The following is a 15,091-nucleotide window of genomic DNA, read 5'->3' on the forward strand; positions in this document are numbered from 1 at the left end:
GCAAAAGGAGGATGTACCTGCATGAAACAGTTCACAACCAGACAAATTGTGCTGCTTAGTGTATTGATGGAGGTCGGTATTACCCTTATACATGCTCCGGCGCAGGCAGCAGATCACGCGAATCAGCATGCCTACTGGACCTGTGCAATTGCGGCCATCGTGCTATGCTTGCCGATCTGGGCGATGTTGAAACTCAAGCGGCGTTTCCCTGATCAGGATCTGATGGAGGCGATGGTAAGCTCTCACCCTGTGCTGGGACGTATGCTGCTTGCAGTCTATTTCATTTTATTCCTGATCATTTTTGCGCGGGATTTGAGGATTATTACCGATCTGGTGGAGGTGGTTCTTTTGCCGCTGACTCCGATTGTGATCGTATCTCTTATTGTGCTGTTGACTCTGGCATTTATGGTTAAAGGGGGGATAAGTACCCTCGTCAATATGACCGAGATTTTTGTACCGTTGTTGATTGTGACGTTGTTGACTATGCCGCTTTTTTTTGGACGTAATATGGATTTTTCGATGCTGAGACCCTATTTACATCCGGAAGTAGATGGAGTTATTAAAGGCAGTTGGCGGATGCTAGGTTATATGGCCGATATCATGATGGTTCCCTTTGTGATTTCTGGGAAGAGCTATAATGGACGTAGTGCGTGGTTGGGACATTTACTCGGAACCGCTATTCTGATCATGCTGGTGTTGCTGTCGGAGTTGGTGATTGGAGTTCCTATCTTGTCACGACTGTTTTATCCATCGTATGAACTGGTGCGTCAGTTGCAACTAACGGACTTCCTGGATCGGTTCGACTTGTTCGTGGCAGCACTGACCGTACCAGCCTTTCTTACGAAGATTGGAATTGATCTGTACGTTACCAGTTTGGCGGTAAAGCGCATGTTTGCCCATGTCTGGGGGAGTCTGATGGTTTGGCCCTTAGGTTTGTTAGGTTATGTCTGTTCGTTTATGCTGTTCTCCAACATCGTACAAATTTATGATTTCAGCCGGGAATGGACTGCGGTGATGGTCATCTTTTTTGTATTCATGCCCTTCTTGCTGTGGATGTTGCTCCGACCCAAATTTAAAGGGAGAGGTGATGATGATTCATCATCTGGCAGGGAGAGGGATAGAAGTGATCAGAAAGAAGGTCAGCAGGAAAGCCAGCAGGAAAGCGAAACAGGACACGCCCACTTATAAGATTACTGTATTTATCGAAAAAGTAATTCTTATTTGTCTTTTGCCTCTCTGATTGTATACTTGGTAGAAAGAAATACGACATCTACAAGGGAGGCAACAGCATGGCACAACGCATGGCAGGTAAGAGAGTCGCTCTTGCCGGTCCCCGTAAAGCAGAAGAAATGGCGTTGCTAGTTTTGAAGATGGGGGGCGAGCCAGTAGAACGCCCGGCCCAGGGGACTGTTTTTCTGGATGATATCGAGCTGCGCAACGCTGTTGTATCGTGGGTGAAGAACCCTCCGGACTGGTACATCTTCACGACAGGTATGGGACTGGATGCTCTGTTCGATATGGCAGAGGATATGGGCGTGGCCGAGCAGATTATAGAGTTGCTGCAATCCTCCAACATTGCAGCACGGGGCTACAAGACGGTCAATGGACTCAAAAAGCGTGGCTTTACGCCAGCAGTACGGGACGAGGACGGAAGTTTGATCGGATTGACACGGGCTTTTGCCCCATATGATCTGAAGGGGAAGGAAGTACTGTTGCAACTGCATGGAGACCCGGCCCCCCGGTTGGTAGAGTGGCTGGATGAGCAAGGCGCAGTGACCCGCCAAGTACTTCCTTATAAGCATATCCCACCTGAAGAAGCAAAATTGCAGGCGCTACTAGATGATGTTATAAACCGTACGATTGATGGCGTTACGTTCACGAGTGGTCCGCAAATTCGATTTTTGGCCCAATATGCCAGAGAGCAAAATCGACTGGAGGATTTACTGGAAGCTTTTCGTGAAGATGTCATTGCTGTATCGGTAGGCAAGGTGACTGCACAATCCATTTTGGAAGAAGGGATTGAACGAGTCGTATTTCCAACTGAAGAGCGCATGGGTGCGATGATGGTGGAGTTGGGCAAATATTTCGAACATAGCGATTCGGTGCATGGCTGTGGTCTGAAGAGCGTGAACGGTCATTTGAAATGAGCTAGAACTGATAAATGCAGTAAGCTAAAAATGAACTTATATTTACTAATACAGAGTAAAATAGAGATAAGGGCCTACGAGGTCTTTATCTTTTTTTGTTGGACATGCATCGACAAAGTTTTTTGTTATAGCGAAAATATTTATCTAATATAATGAATAAGTTTCGATGCATGATATTGAGGACAGGAGCTGAGACGTTTATGAATTCTATTTGTGTATTTGCAGGGTCCAGACCTGGACATTCATCGGTATATGTTGAGGCGGCAGGCAAGCTGGGTGAAGCTATGGCTCGCCAGCATATCCGTTTAATTTATGGAGGCTCCAGCAGAGGGCTGATGGGTAAGGTGGCGGATGGACTGTTGGCGGGTGACGGTCAGGTCACCGGCATTATGCCCACCCTGTTATTCGATGCAGAGATCATTCATCGGGGAGTTACCGAGTTTATTGAGGTAGCAAGCATGCATGAACGTAAAGCGGCGATGAGCGAGATGGCCGATGCGTTTATAGCCCTTCCGGGAGGCTTGGGAACCTTTGAGGAGCTGTTCGAGGTATTGTGCTGGGCGCAAATCGGTATACATCGCAAGCCCATTGGGCTGCTGAATGTGAATGGATATTTTGACCCGTTGGTAGAAATGGTACGTCATAGCGTGCAGGAAGGGTTTACCGGAGCTGATCATCCAGCGCTACTGAGTATATCTGCGGACCCGGATGAACTGCTGCATATGTTGAAAAATAAAGCAGATAACTTGAAATAAAGCTTTTTTCATGCTTGCACAACTGATTGAGGCAAGGTTATGATAAGACCCATAATCAAATAGCGGACAGACAAGGTGCCTTTGCGGTTGAGCAAAGGGTAACAGGGAATCGGGTGCAAGTCCCGAGCGGTCCCGCCACTGTAAGGAAGAGGGTTCTTTTAAATGGTCACTCGTACAAAACGGGGAAGACGAGAGAATCCGTTGATGCCAAGCCAGGAGACCTACCTTGATCTGTATGCACCGTTAACCTTCGCGGAGAGGATGGGTGTACGAAATCAGGAAATCAGGCACACGTTGCTTTTTCCATGTTGGTTACAGGTTTGCGTGGATATGAACGTGCAGCAGCGTTTGAAGCGTAAACAAAACAGATGGAAAACAACGGCAGATAGGAGGAAGACAAGAACTGTCTTCTTACGCTGTTTCGTCTGGTGAGAGAGATACGTACATAGGAACCCCATCCGGGCAGGATGGGGTTTTTTGAGTTAAAGGATGCCACAAATTATTGAAATAGATAGTATAGCTGCCCTGAAAAGGATGATAGGAGGAGCACGATGAGCCCATTAGGAAAATTGCTGGTGATTGGATTTGGACCAGGAGATATGGAACATATCACAAAACGGGCGTTGGATGCGCTGGCCGAAAGTGAGGTCATTATCGGCTACAATACCTACGTTGATTTGATCCGTCCGTTGTTGAACGGACAGGAGATTGTACGCACAGGGATGACAGAAGAAGTGAGCCGTGCGCAGGAGGCGGTTCGCCAAGCAGAGATGGGTAAGAAGGTAGCCGTCATTTCCAGTGGAGATGCTGGGGTCTATGGCATGGCAGGGCTGGTGTACGAAGTGCTGATGCAAAAAGGCTGGCGTCGCGAGGACGGGGTTGAGGTAGAAGTTGTGCCGGGGATCTCGGCTATTCAATCCTGTGCTTCGTTGTTGGGAGCGCCGGTTATGCATGATGCTTGCACAATCAGTCTGAGTGATCATCTGACCCCGTGGGAAACGATCGTGAAGCGTGTAGAAGCTGCGGCTTCGGCTGATTTTGTGATTGCCTTGTACAATCCGCGCAGTGGTCGGCGTACCCGCCAGATTGTGGAGACGCAGTCCATTTTGCTCCGTTACCGTGATCCGCAAACTCCAGTTGGACTGGTGAAGAGTGCTTATCGTGAACGTCAGCAGGTTATTGTAACGACGCTGGAAGATATGCTGAACCATGATATCGGGATGCTGACGACCGTAATCATCGGCAATTCCTCGACGACAGTGTATGACGGCTTAATCGTGACTCCGCGCGGCTATCAGCGTAAATACACGCTGGACGCGACCGAGCAAGTGCTCAAACCGCATCAGCGGCTTCGCACGGAAGCGGAGCCGTGGTCGCTGGGCGCGCAAGAGGATCGCGCGCTGGATACACCGCAGGGAGGCGGAGCTCTGACTGCGTCTCCCGAGCCTTCCGCGAGCAGCGCTGCGGTTGCCACGCAGGCACGCCCGCAAGCGATGGCTACCGTGCAGGCTGCGCCCGCGAAGCCAACCGGAGCGGCTCCAGCATCGCTGGCAGCAGAGGCACTAAGCCGCCTAGCTGTCGGCGGCAAGCTGCCGGGCGAAGCCAATGCTCGCTGGAGCGGGCAAGCGCCTACCGCCCAGAGCGCCGTCGGAACGGCAACGGTGGCTACGACTGGGAAGGCGTCAGGCGGCTTTGGCAAGCCTGCACTGTTTGAGGTGGGGGTTTCCCCTGGCGTGGGAAACAAGAAGTTCACTGCTCGGCAGATGGCACTGCTTGCCGAGGTAGCGGGTGATGATGGCGAGCTGGAATACACGCCAGATCATCAGATCGTGCTGCGCGTGCCGTGCGCAGACCCCGAGGAACTGGTCGGACGGCTTCGGGATGAACGATTCATTGTCATGCCGATCGGCGATGTGTTTAAGGTGAAGGCCTGCGACTTCTGCAATATGGAGAAAGATGATGCGGTGCCTGTGGCTGAGCATCTACAGGTTGTGCTTGGCGGATTACAGGCACCCAAGGAAACGAGTATTGCTTTGAATGGATGCGGCATGGCTTGCTATGGAGCGGTGCTGGAGGATATCGGCGTCGTCTATCGCAAGGGAGGATACGATCTGTTTCTCGGCGGCAAAAAATTTGGCCGTAATGCTCATGCCGCTCAGCCCGTAGCGGAAGGGATTCCGGGTGATCAGATTACAGATATCGTGGAGAACATTATTGCTGAATATAAGGAAAAGGGGCATCCGAACGAGCGTTTTCATAAATTCTTCAAACGTGTAGGCATCGTTGCGGGTTTCCGACATGAAGATGCACCAGCAACAGTAGAAGTGAACGCGGTTTGTGGTGATTAAGTGGGTTGGTAGGCTTGATGAACTGGATACAAGCATATATATAAAATAGGGCGTCATGTAGGCTATCCCTATCAATGAGGAGGAAAACACAGCAGTGGATGCAATATTGTTGGTTGGACATGGAAGTCGGGACCCAGAGGGTAATCAGGAACTACTGGAATTTGCGCAAGCGGTGGCAGATCGGGCGCCAGGTACGTGTGTAGAAACCTGTTTTCTGGAGTTGGCACGCCCAAGTATTGCCGAAGGAGTACAGGCGTGTGTGGACAAAGGGGCGACACGTGTCGTTTTTATTCCGATTATTTTGTTCGCAGCAGTGCATGCCAAAATTGATATTCCGAAGGCAATCGACCGGGCAAAGGCAAAATACCCGCAGGTGGAATTTGTATACGGACGTCCGATTGGCGTTCACGAAAAAATCGTTAGCATACTGCTAAACCGCTTGAAAGAGGCCCGCCCTGTTGCAGTTCCAGCAGGGATGAATAGCGCTGTAGAGGCATCTGCCCAGGTATCTGACGAAGAAACAGCGGTACTTGTATTAGGACGCGGAAGTAGCGATCCAGATGCGAACAGTGACTTTTTCAAAATCACCCGTATGCTGTGGGAGAAGCTTTCTTATACGTGGGTAGAAAGCAGCTTTATCGGCGTGACGCAACCCTCTTTTCCAGACGGTCTGGAGCGTTGCGTACGACTGGGTGCCAAAAAGATTATCGTGCTTCCGTATTTTCTGTTCACAGGTGTGCTGATTAAGCGCATTGGAGAAATGACTCAGGAATTCGCCGAGGCTCACCCTGCATTACAAGTGGAAATGGGCGGATATTTTGGCTTCCATCCGCAATTAGTTGAGCTGGTGCTGGAGCGAGCTAACGAAGGCTTGTTCGGCAAGGTTACGGCTAATTGCGATAACTGCCAGTTCCGTCTGGAAGCGCAGGAGCATCATCACCACGACCATGACCATGACCATGACCATGACCACGACCACGATCACCATCACGACCATGACCATCACCACCATCATGCACATGAGCATCATCATGATCACCATGAACACAGCCACGATCATACTCATGAGCATGTCCATGCTCACAGCCATAATGACCATGATCACGATCATTCACATGCGCCGTCTGTAGTGAATGTAACCGGGCAGGTGAATGGCTCATGATTTTTATGCTATGCGGAACGAGCGATGCAAGGGAATTGGCGCTGCAAATCCGTGACACCGGCTTTAACGTATTAACTTCGGTCGTAACCGAAAGCGCGGCGGCCAGCTTGTCCGAAGCAGGGCTGGACGTACGTACAGGCCGAATGACAGCCAATGAAATGGGTGCAATGATTCGGGAGAAGGGGATACAGGCCGTTGTTGATGCCAGTCATCCTTTTGCAGAGGAAGCACATGCGAATGCGATGACAGCTGCTCGCGAGTCTGGAGTTCCTTATATTCGCTACGAGCGGACGGGACTGGTGTATGACAATCATCCATTGCTCCATATTGTGTCTTCTTATGAAGAGGCCGCATTAATTACTAAGCAACTCAAGGGCTCTGTCATGCTTACGACGGGCAGTAAGACGCTCGGCACATTCACCAAGCATTTACTCGGAGACCCGGAGATTCGTCTGGTTGCACGTATGCTTCCGCGTCTGGACAATATGGAGAAGTGCGGCGAACTGGGCATGGAGCAAAAAAATATTATTGCCATGCAGGGGCCCTTTTCCCGTGAGATGAACGAAGCATTGTACAAGCACTTTGGTACGACCGTGATGGTCACCAAGGAAAGCGGACGCACGGGAGCAGTGGATGAGAAGGTTCAATCTGCTTTGGACCTGGGTATTCATGTCATTTTGATTTCCAGACCGGAAGTAGAGTTTGGTACGGTATTTGATCATTTCGACGGAGTAATTGATACATTGCGCACAGCAACAGGGAAGATTTCCATTTGAGTTGGTTCAAGTCCCTACGGGTTCAGTTAATCCATAACGACTGCTGGCATGTATCTAAAATATAGTCATCTTAAAATGCGTGTTTTAATAGAAATATCTGTTGTTTTAATACACGAGCAGTTATTTTTCCTAAACTAATTTTCAATAAGGGAGTGGGTCGATACCATGGACTTTAAAACAGACTTTAAACCGCTAACGGTACAGCCGCAGGAGATTGAGGGTAAAAGCTTCGCAATGATCACAGAAGAATTGGGAGAGCATCCATTTACAGCTGAACAATATCCTGTCGTACAGCGTGTCATTCATGCATCTGCTGATTTTGAGTTGGGCCGCAGCATGGTATTTCATCCAAAAGCCATTGAAGCCGGAATTGCAGCTATTCGCGCAGGACAGCCGGTGGTGGCAGATGTGCAGATGATTCAGGCGGGGTTGAGCAAGGATCGCATCCGTCAATTTGGCGGGGATGTTCATGTGTACATATCTGACCCGGACGTGATGGAAGAAGCCAAAAGGCTGAACACGACACGTGCCATTATTTCGATGCGCAAAGCGATTCAGGCGGGCGAAGGTGGAATCTATGCGATTGGTAATGCGCCGACAGCGTTGCTGGAGCTGATTCGTCTGGTGAAAGAAGGAGCGGCTAAGCCTGGACTGGTGATTGGTATGCCCGTAGGTTTTGTATCGGCGGCAGAATCCAAGGACGAGCTACGCAAGCTGGACATTCCGTTCATTACGAATATTGGACGCAAGGGCGGCAGCACGATTGTCGTAGCAGCATTGAATGCAATCTCCTTAATGGCTGTCCGCTAGATGCGGTTGTCCGTTTGCTGTATCATGAAATGAATTAGAGCATGATCAGCAGAAGAGGTTAAGGAGGAATTGGCATGGAAAAGGAAGCGGCGTCCGCCGACAGGCCCAAACGGATGAAAAGTGGTGAAGCTCCCGCGCCGGACAAGCCGATGCGGTCAGGCTTTACGACGGGGGCCTGTGCGGCTGCAGTAGCCAAAGGAGCGGTACAACTGCTCATTACGGGCATAGCGCCGAAGGAAGCGGTGATATCGCTGCCCGCGGGCTTCGATCATGCATTTGAACTGATCGAGCCTGTGTTGGATGCGGACGAAGCTTCCTGCACGACGATCAAGGACGGAGGCGATGACCCGGATGCCACGCATCAGGCGAGAATTAGCGCCTCTGTTAGCTGGCGCGAGGAGCCGGGCATTGAGCTGGACGGCGGCGTCGGCGTCGGGCGGGTAACGAAGCCCGGTCTGCCTGTGCCTGTCGGGCAAGCCGCGATCAATCCGGTGCCGCGCCGGATGATTACGGAGGCCGTATCTGGCGTGCTTGAGGAGCACGGATCGGCCAAGGGTGTCCGTGTCGTCATCAGTGTGCCGGACGGCGAGGAAATCGCCAAGAAAACGCTGAACGGGCGACTTGGCATTCTTGGCGGTATTTCCATACTGGGCACACGCGGTGTAGTCGTTCCGTTCTCCACGTCTGCTTATAAAGCCAGCGTGGTGCAGGCTATATCGGTCGCACAAGCGATGAACTGCGAGGAAATTGTCCTGACCACAGGCGGCAGCAGTGAAAAATATGCAATGCAAATGTATGATCAGCTGACGGAAGAAGCCTTTATTCAGATGGGCGACTTTGTCGGCTTTGCAGTCAAGCATGGCAAACGATTGGGAATGAAAAAGATTATTCTCGTCGGTATGCCCGGCAAGCTGTCGAAGGTTGCTCAGGGCGTCATGATGGTTCATTCCAAGAGCGCTCCGGTGGATTTTGGATTTTTGGCCCAGGTTGCGCGTGAGGCAGGTGTGGATGAGTCGCTTGCAACAGCAGTAGCTGAGGCGAATACAGCTACGCAGGTGGCGGATATGATGACCGAAGCGAATGCGCTGAGCTTTTTTGAAAAGTTATGTACCTATGGGTGTCAGCATTGTCTGGAGCATGCAGGTGGTGGAATCACCGTGGAAATGGTACTGGTAACGCTGAAAGGGAACGTGCTGGGGAGGGCGAGAGTCGGTGAGTAGAGTAATTCGTGTCATTGGTATCGGTGAAAATGGAGCGGCAGGTCTGTCGCAGGAGACGCTGGAACAAATCGAGCGTGCCGACCTGCTGGTTGGTGGTGAGCGCCAGCTAGCCTTTTTCGAGGCAGCCGCAGGAGAAAAACGAACATTAAAGAGCGGCTTATCCGCCGTGGTGGAAGAATTGGGACGGTTGCGTGAGCACAAGGATATTGTCGTGCTTGCGTCAGGCGATCCGCTTTTTTTTGGAATTGCAGGCTATTTGTCTGCCAAGCTGGGGGCTGAGCACCTGGATATTTTACCCCATCTCAGCTCGGTTCAACTGGCATTTGCGCGTCTTGGTGAAAGCTGGCAGGATGCGGTGCTGGAAAGTGTACATGGTCGTCCGATGACCGGACTGGCGCAGCGGATCGATGGACAGAACAAGATCGCGCTGCTGACGGATGACCGCAATCATCCCGCCGCGGTTGCCGCTTATCTGTTGCATTTTGGCATGACGGAATATGATGCCTTTGTCGGCGAGCATTTGGGAGGACCAGATGAGACGTATCGGCATTATACGCTGGAAGAGATGGCGCAGGGAACCTTCCAACCCCTGAACGTGGTTGTTTTGCGCCGCCGTAAGGGAGAAGACGTGCCGGCAATTCGCCGGGGATTTGGCTTCGAGGATGCGGAATTTCACCAGCGCAAGCCGGAAAAAGGGCTGATCACGAAGCGTGAAGTGCGCGTATTTAGCTTGTCCGAGCTGCGATTGACCGAGCGAAGCATCGTATGGGACATCGGCGCAGGCTCCGGTTCTGTAGCTGTGGAATGTGCGCGGCTGGCCAAGTACGGGCAAGTGTTTGCCATTGAGAAGAATGAAGGCGATCTGGCCAATGTGGAAGCGAACAAGGTCAAATTCCGCACTGATTTTCCAGTGATCCATGCCAAAGCGCCTGCCGGATTGGACGAGCTGCCAGACCCGGATGCCGTGTTTATCGGCGGGAGTGGAGGAGAACTGGTAGAACTGATTCGTCTGTGCGCTTCCCGTCTGCGTAAGGATGGGCGAATTGTAGTGAATGCTGCAACCATTGAGACGCTGCATGACGGTATGAAGGCGATGCAAGCCGTAGGACTCGAAACCTCGGTGACGTTACTGCAAACAGCGCGTAGCAAGCCGATTTTGAATATGACTCGTTTTGACGGACTCAATCCGATATATGTTATTACAGGGCAGCCGCCGGTAGACGTGGCTGACGGAGCAGCAGGGGAGTAGCTGGTAAATCAAGAGGGGGAGAGACAGCATGAATACGGCGGCAGTAGGAACACTTTATGGCGTAGGCGTGGGGCCGGGTGATCCCGAGCTGATCACGGTCAAGGCGTACCGGATGATTCAGGAATGTGAAGTTGTGGCATATCCGAAGAAGCGCCGGGGAGGCAAATCGTATGCTCACGAGATTGTGGAATTATACGTTAACCCGGAGGAAAAGGAGATGTTGGGACTCATTTTTCCAATGACCAAAGACCCGGTTGTACTGGAGCGGGAGTGGAACAAAACGGTAGTTGCTTGCTGGGAAGCTCTGAGTCAAGGAAAGGATGTAGCCTTTGTCACAGAGGGAGACCCTAATCTGTACAGTACCTTTATTCACTTGGCGCGTCTGATGAAGGATCTTCATCCCGAGGTGCCGATTGTATCTATTCCAGGCATCTCTTCTGTATTGGGAGCAGCGGCAGCGCTGGAATTGCCTTTGGCAGACGGAGACCAACAGGTAGGTATTATTCCGGCTACGGAGGATCGGGCAGCGATGAAGCGGGCGATTGAGAATCACGATACAGTCGTATTTATCAAGGTTGCCAAGGTACTGGATTTGATTTTGGATGTGCTGGACGAGCTCAATCTTGGCGATCGTGCCTCTGTCATTACCAAAGTCACGTCTCCTTATGAAATGGTATGGCACAACGCCCGTGAGCTGCGCGGACAGGAGCTTGAATATTTGAGTTTAATGGTGGTGAGCAAATGACGTTGGAGCCAAAGGTATATATCGTAGGAGCAGGCCCTGGTGACCCGGAGTTGATTACGGTCAAAGGCTCCCGGATTCTACGTACGGCAGATGTGGTGTTGTACACGGATTCACTAGTGAACGATGAGCTGATTGCTACGGCTAAGCCCGAGGCGCAAGTGCTTCAAAGCTCAGGCATGGATTTGGAGCGGCAGGTCGAGATTATGAGCGAGGCTGTGCAGGCTGGGCGCAGTGTAGCCCGTGTACATACAGGTGATCCGGCAGTATACGGTGCGATTTTGGAGCAAATGGTGCTGCTGAAGCAGCGCGGCGTAGCCTACGAAATCGTACCGGGCGTCAGCTCGGTCTTTGCTTCTGCGGCCGTGCTGGGTGCAGAGCTAACCGTGCCTGACTTGACGCAGACGGTCATTCTGACGCGTGCCGAAGGCCGTACACCTGTACCGGATCGTGAAAAGCTGCGTGATCTGGCATCCCATCACTGTACAGTGGCGCTGTTCCTCAGTGCAACGCTGGCGAAGAAGGTAGTCGTTGAATTTTTGGCGGCTGGCTGGAGCGAAGACACGCCTGTAGCCGTTGTGCAGCGCGCAACTTGGCCAGACCAAAAAATCGTGCGCACGACGCTTGCCCAATTGCCAGCCGATCTGCGTGCAGCAGGCATTACGATGCATGCCATGATTTTGGCAGGCTGGGCGCTCGACCCGGGGCTGGTGGACAAGGACGCACATCGTTCCAAGTTATATGACAAGTCGTTCACCCACGGCTACCGAAAGGGAGTGAAGCCTGGTGAGTAATCCATTTGCCGCTGTGGCGATCACGAAGCATGGAGTCGAGATGGTCCGCAATTTGGGAGCCAGCTTTCCGGGTACGGATGTGTATTACATGTCCAAGTTTGAGCGTGGAGACGAGCAGGAGCGTGGCATTCAATTGTTCGAAGGTTCGGTCAAACTGATTTTGCCGGATTTATTCAAACAATATAACGGTATTATTTTATTTATTTCCCTCGGTGCGGTGGTTCGTATGATTGCACCGATTTTGGTGGATAAAAAGGTAGACCCAGCCGTGGTCGTCATTGATGATCGCGGAGAACATGTCATTAGCGTACTGTCTGGGCATTTGGGCGGCGCAAATGAATTGACCCGTCATGTAGCCGCTGTACTGGGGGCACGTGCGGTAATCACGACTGCATCGGACGTGCAGGGCACGATTCCAGTGGATATGTTGGGTCGGGAATTGGGTTGGGTGGTCGATAGCTTCGACAAGGCCACGCCTGTGAGCGCCGCTGTTGTGAACGAGGAGCCCGTTGTACTCATACAAGAGACAGGCGAACGGAACTGGTGGCGTTATGACAAGCCAGTACCTGCACATATCAAGGTATATGCCTCAATGGCGGAAGCGGCACAAGAACCGTTCAACGCCGCGTTGGTCGTAAGTGACCGTTTGTTGGAGCCTGAGGAAGAGGAGAGGTTTCTTTCTAATGGCGTGCTGTATCGTCCTAAAAGCTTGGTGCTTGGCATTGGCTGCAATCGGGGAACTGCATTGGAGGAGCTGGAAGCTGGGGTGCTGAACACCTTGCAAGAGCTGCGTTTGTCTGTAAAAAGCGTACGGAATATTGCTACGATTGATCTGAAAAAGGATGAAGAGGGCTTGCTCGCCCTCTGCGCCAAATACGGCTGGGAGCTGGTGACGTACACTCCGTCAGAGCTGAACACGGTGCAGCTTCCCAATCCATCGGAAACTGTCTTCAAATACACTGGCGCCTATGGGGTCAGCGAACCATCAGCCCTGTTGTCTTCCGGTGCGGACCAATGGCTGCTGGAGAAGAAAAAAAGCGGAAATATGACGTTGTCTGTAGCGCGGGTTTCCTATGACTGACGATATGAAGCAGGCTATACAGCCAGACTCGTCTGCCACGGCACGCAGAAGTCGTATCGTTGTCGCCGGTACGGGCAGCGGCGCGGGCAAAACGACTGTGACTCTCGGGCTGATGAAGGCGTTCGCCGACAGCGGCCTGCGAGTGCAGGGATTTAAGTGCGGTCCGGATTATATTGATCCGACCTATCATACGGCCGCGACCGGAACGCCTTCCCGTAATCTCGATTCCTGGATGACCTCGCCGGATACGGTGCGTGAAACTTTTATCCGCGCATCCGAAGGCGCAGATATCTCCGTGATCGAAGGCGTCATGGGGCTATATGACGGCAAGGACCCGCTCAGCAATATTGGCTCGACCGCCGAAATCGCCATGCTGACGGATAGCCCGGTATTGCTGGTCGTCGATGTACGCAGCATGGCACGCAGTGCGGCCGCTATTGTGCTCGGCTTTCAGCGCTTGGAGCCCAAGCTGCGCATTGCGGGCGTAATCGTGAATCGCTGCGGTAGCCAAGGGCATTACGGCATTGTCAAAAGGGCAATCGAGCAGGAATGCGGCATCCCTGTGCTCGGCTGGTTAAAGCGCGATGACGGATTGGATATTCCCGAGCGTCATCTGGGCCTGGTGCCTGCTGTAGAACGCGGCGAGCTGGAGCCGCTCTTCCAACGGGCGGCAGAGCTGATTCGCGCGGGTACGGATCTGGATGCACTCCGGGCATTGGCGGATTCGGCTTCGCCGCTCAGTCTGCCCGAGCACCCATTATTTCCTCCAGATCAGCCTCCCACAGCAGGACATGAAGTCGAGACTGGGGAACGTCCCATCATTGCTGTCGCCAGAGATGCGGCGTTCAATTTCTATTACCCCGAAAATATGGATTTGCTGCGCCTTGCGGGAGCAGAGATTGTCTATTTTAGTCCGCTGGCGGGAGAACGCGTCCCTGAGCACGCCAACGGCCTATATCTGGGCGGCGGCTTTCCCGAGGAGTTTGCGGCAGATATCGCTGCCAATACGGGCTTTCTGGAAGATATCCGCACCGCCGTGAGCCGGGATATGCCTGTATTCGCCGAGTGCGGTGGTTATATGGTACTGGCCCGGACACTTACGGATTGGGCGGGTCACGCCTATCGCATGGCCGGGGTGATCCCTTCGGATGTTCGCATGCAGGAGAAGCGGGCTGCATTGGGATACCGGGAAGCAACCGCATTGCATGATTGCTTGCTGCTGGAGGCTGGAGAGACGATTCGGGGACATGAATTTCATTATTCGGTCATGAGCTATGATGAATCTGCCGCCCCCTATCCCTTTGCCTATCAAACCAAGGGGATGCGCGGACTCCAGAGTGAAGGTTATGCCAAAGGGAACCTCTTGGCAGCCTACACACACATCCATCTCGCTTCTCTACCCAAGGCAGCAGCACGCTGGGTTGAAAAATGCCGAGCTTACGACTAAAACACAAAAAAGCCGGGTCCCTATAAGGATCCGGCTGTTCTAAATATAAAGAAAATTAAATCTTACATAACATGGAAGCGTATACATTGTTTTTTTGGGCGATTCGCCTACATGAGCTTTTTCAGTTGGGAAATCCTTCCCTGACTCACGCCAAGCATGGAAGCGAGTTGTTTTTGTGAAGATGCCGGATGTTCTTCCATAAGCTCTCTCATTTTCTCCAAAATAACATCCGTGCGCTGATAAATCTTTTTCATATGCATGTTTTGCTTCAGTGGAGGTGACTGGGTTTCAGTCGCTGTGACCGGAAGCAAATCTTCCGTTTTCATCGAGGTGGTACATGCATCGCAGATAAACTGATCTTTAAAATAGGTGTTGGTATCAACCGAACCGCAAAATATACAATTAGTTGATTTGTACTTACGGAGCATGAGTGTTTGGCCTTCAATAAAAAACTCTAATGGATCGCCGATGTCAATCTCCATCGTCATGCGCAACTCTTTAGGAAGCACAATTCGTCCCAAGCTGTCCAAGGGCCGGGTCATTCCAGTCCTTTTCATTCA

The 15,091-nt window shown here is 51.9% G+C and carries 14 protein-coding genes and 1 riboswitch; of the genes, 13 read left to right on the forward strand and 1 reads right to left on the reverse strand.

Features of this window, described 5'->3' with window-relative positions:
- The first annotated feature begins 21 nt into the window (after positions 1 to 21).
- From G9G57_RS01925 to G9G57_RS01985, 13 genes are all read left to right on the forward strand, one after another.
- Complete coding sequence (locus G9G57_RS01925; RefSeq protein ID WP_016822792.1) at positions 22 to 1,188, forward strand: GerAB/ArcD/ProY family transporter; 1,167 nt, start codon at positions 22 to 24, stop codon at positions 1,186 to 1,188.
- Between the two features lie 101 nt (positions 1,189 to 1,289).
- The gene (locus G9G57_RS01930) at positions 1,290 to 2,147 is read left to right on the forward strand and encodes a uroporphyrinogen-III synthase (protein ID WP_044786215.1); all 858 of its coding nucleotides are present in this window, start codon (positions 1,290 to 1,292) and stop codon (positions 2,145 to 2,147) included.
- 200 nt (positions 2,148 to 2,347) lie between these two features.
- Positions 2,348 to 2,902, forward strand: coding sequence for an LOG family protein (locus G9G57_RS01935; RefSeq protein WP_044786214.1), 555 nt, complete (start codon positions 2,348 to 2,350; stop codon positions 2,900 to 2,902).
- Between the two features lie 57 nt (positions 2,903 to 2,959).
- Positions 2,960 to 3,145, forward strand: a riboswitch (cobalamin riboswitch).
- Positions 3,146 to 3,453: 308 nt separating this feature from the next.
- Positions 3,454 to 5,250, forward strand: coding sequence for a precorrin-3B C(17)-methyltransferase (gene cobJ, locus G9G57_RS01940; protein WP_044786213.1), 1,797 nt, complete (start codon positions 3,454 to 3,456; stop codon positions 5,248 to 5,250).
- Positions 5,251 to 5,344: 94 nt separating this feature from the next.
- Positions 5,345 to 6,412: a sirohydrochlorin chelatase gene (locus tag G9G57_RS01945; RefSeq protein WP_164964408.1), complete on the forward strand. Its 1,068-nt coding sequence runs from the start codon at positions 5,345 to 5,347 to the stop codon at positions 6,410 to 6,412.
- Positions 6,409 to 7,188 (forward strand): precorrin-6A reductase, encoded by a 780-nt coding sequence (cobK, locus tag G9G57_RS01950; RefSeq protein ID WP_117288759.1) that lies wholly within the window; start codon positions 6,409 to 6,411, stop codon positions 7,186 to 7,188. Before G9G57_RS01945 ends, cobK begins: the two co-directional genes overlap by 4 nt.
- A gap of 165 nt (positions 7,189 to 7,353) precedes the next feature.
- Entirely contained in the window at positions 7,354 to 7,998 is a 645-nt protein-coding gene (locus G9G57_RS01955) for a precorrin-8X methylmutase (protein ID WP_013373522.1), read from the forward strand.
- Positions 7,999 to 8,072: 74 nt separating this feature from the next.
- Positions 8,073 to 9,218 carry a cobalt-precorrin-5B (C(1))-methyltransferase gene (locus G9G57_RS01960; protein ID WP_090888849.1) on the forward strand — a complete coding sequence of 382 codons (1,146 nt, stop codon included), beginning with the start codon at positions 8,073 to 8,075 and terminating at the stop codon, positions 9,216 to 9,218.
- Positions 9,211 to 10,467 carry a precorrin-6y C5,15-methyltransferase (decarboxylating) subunit CbiE gene (cbiE, locus tag G9G57_RS01965; RefSeq protein ID WP_164964409.1) on the forward strand — a complete coding sequence of 419 codons (1,257 nt, stop codon included), beginning with the start codon at positions 9,211 to 9,213 and terminating at the stop codon, positions 10,465 to 10,467. The genes G9G57_RS01960 and cbiE overlap by 8 nt, the downstream gene beginning before the upstream one ends.
- A gap of 28 nt (positions 10,468 to 10,495) precedes the next feature.
- The gene (gene cobI, locus G9G57_RS01970) at positions 10,496 to 11,212 is read left to right on the forward strand and encodes a precorrin-2 C(20)-methyltransferase (protein ID WP_019688869.1); all 717 of its coding nucleotides are present in this window, start codon (positions 10,496 to 10,498) and stop codon (positions 11,210 to 11,212) included.
- Entirely contained in the window at positions 11,209 to 12,003 is a 795-nt protein-coding gene (cobM, locus tag G9G57_RS01975) for a precorrin-4 C(11)-methyltransferase (protein ID WP_013373518.1), read from the forward strand. The genes cobI and cobM overlap by 4 nt, the downstream gene beginning before the upstream one ends.
- On the forward strand, positions 11,996 to 13,084 hold the full coding sequence (locus G9G57_RS01980; RefSeq protein WP_107733785.1) for a cobalt-precorrin 5A hydrolase: 1,089 nt from the start codon (positions 11,996 to 11,998) through the stop codon (positions 13,082 to 13,084). Before cobM ends, G9G57_RS01980 begins: the two co-directional genes overlap by 8 nt.
- The gene (locus G9G57_RS01985) at positions 13,077 to 14,531 is read left to right on the forward strand and encodes a cobyrinate a,c-diamide synthase (RefSeq protein ID WP_164964410.1); all 1,455 of its coding nucleotides are present in this window, start codon (positions 13,077 to 13,079) and stop codon (positions 14,529 to 14,531) included. The genes G9G57_RS01980 and G9G57_RS01985 overlap by 8 nt, the downstream gene beginning before the upstream one ends.
- A gap of 107 nt (positions 14,532 to 14,638) precedes the next feature.
- On the opposite strand, the gene G9G57_RS01990 is transcribed toward G9G57_RS01985, so the two are convergent.
- Positions 14,639 to 15,088, reverse strand: coding sequence for an AbrB/MazE/SpoVT family DNA-binding domain-containing protein (locus G9G57_RS01990; protein ID WP_044786202.1), 450 nt, complete (start codon positions 15,086 to 15,088; stop codon positions 14,639 to 14,641).
- Positions 15,089 to 15,091 lie beyond the last annotated feature (3 nt).

Origin of the sequence: Paenibacillus sp. EKM211P (assembly GCF_011066175.1) — a bacterium.
Classification (GTDB): Bacteria; Bacillota; Bacilli; order Paenibacillales; family Paenibacillaceae; genus Paenibacillus; species Paenibacillus polymyxa.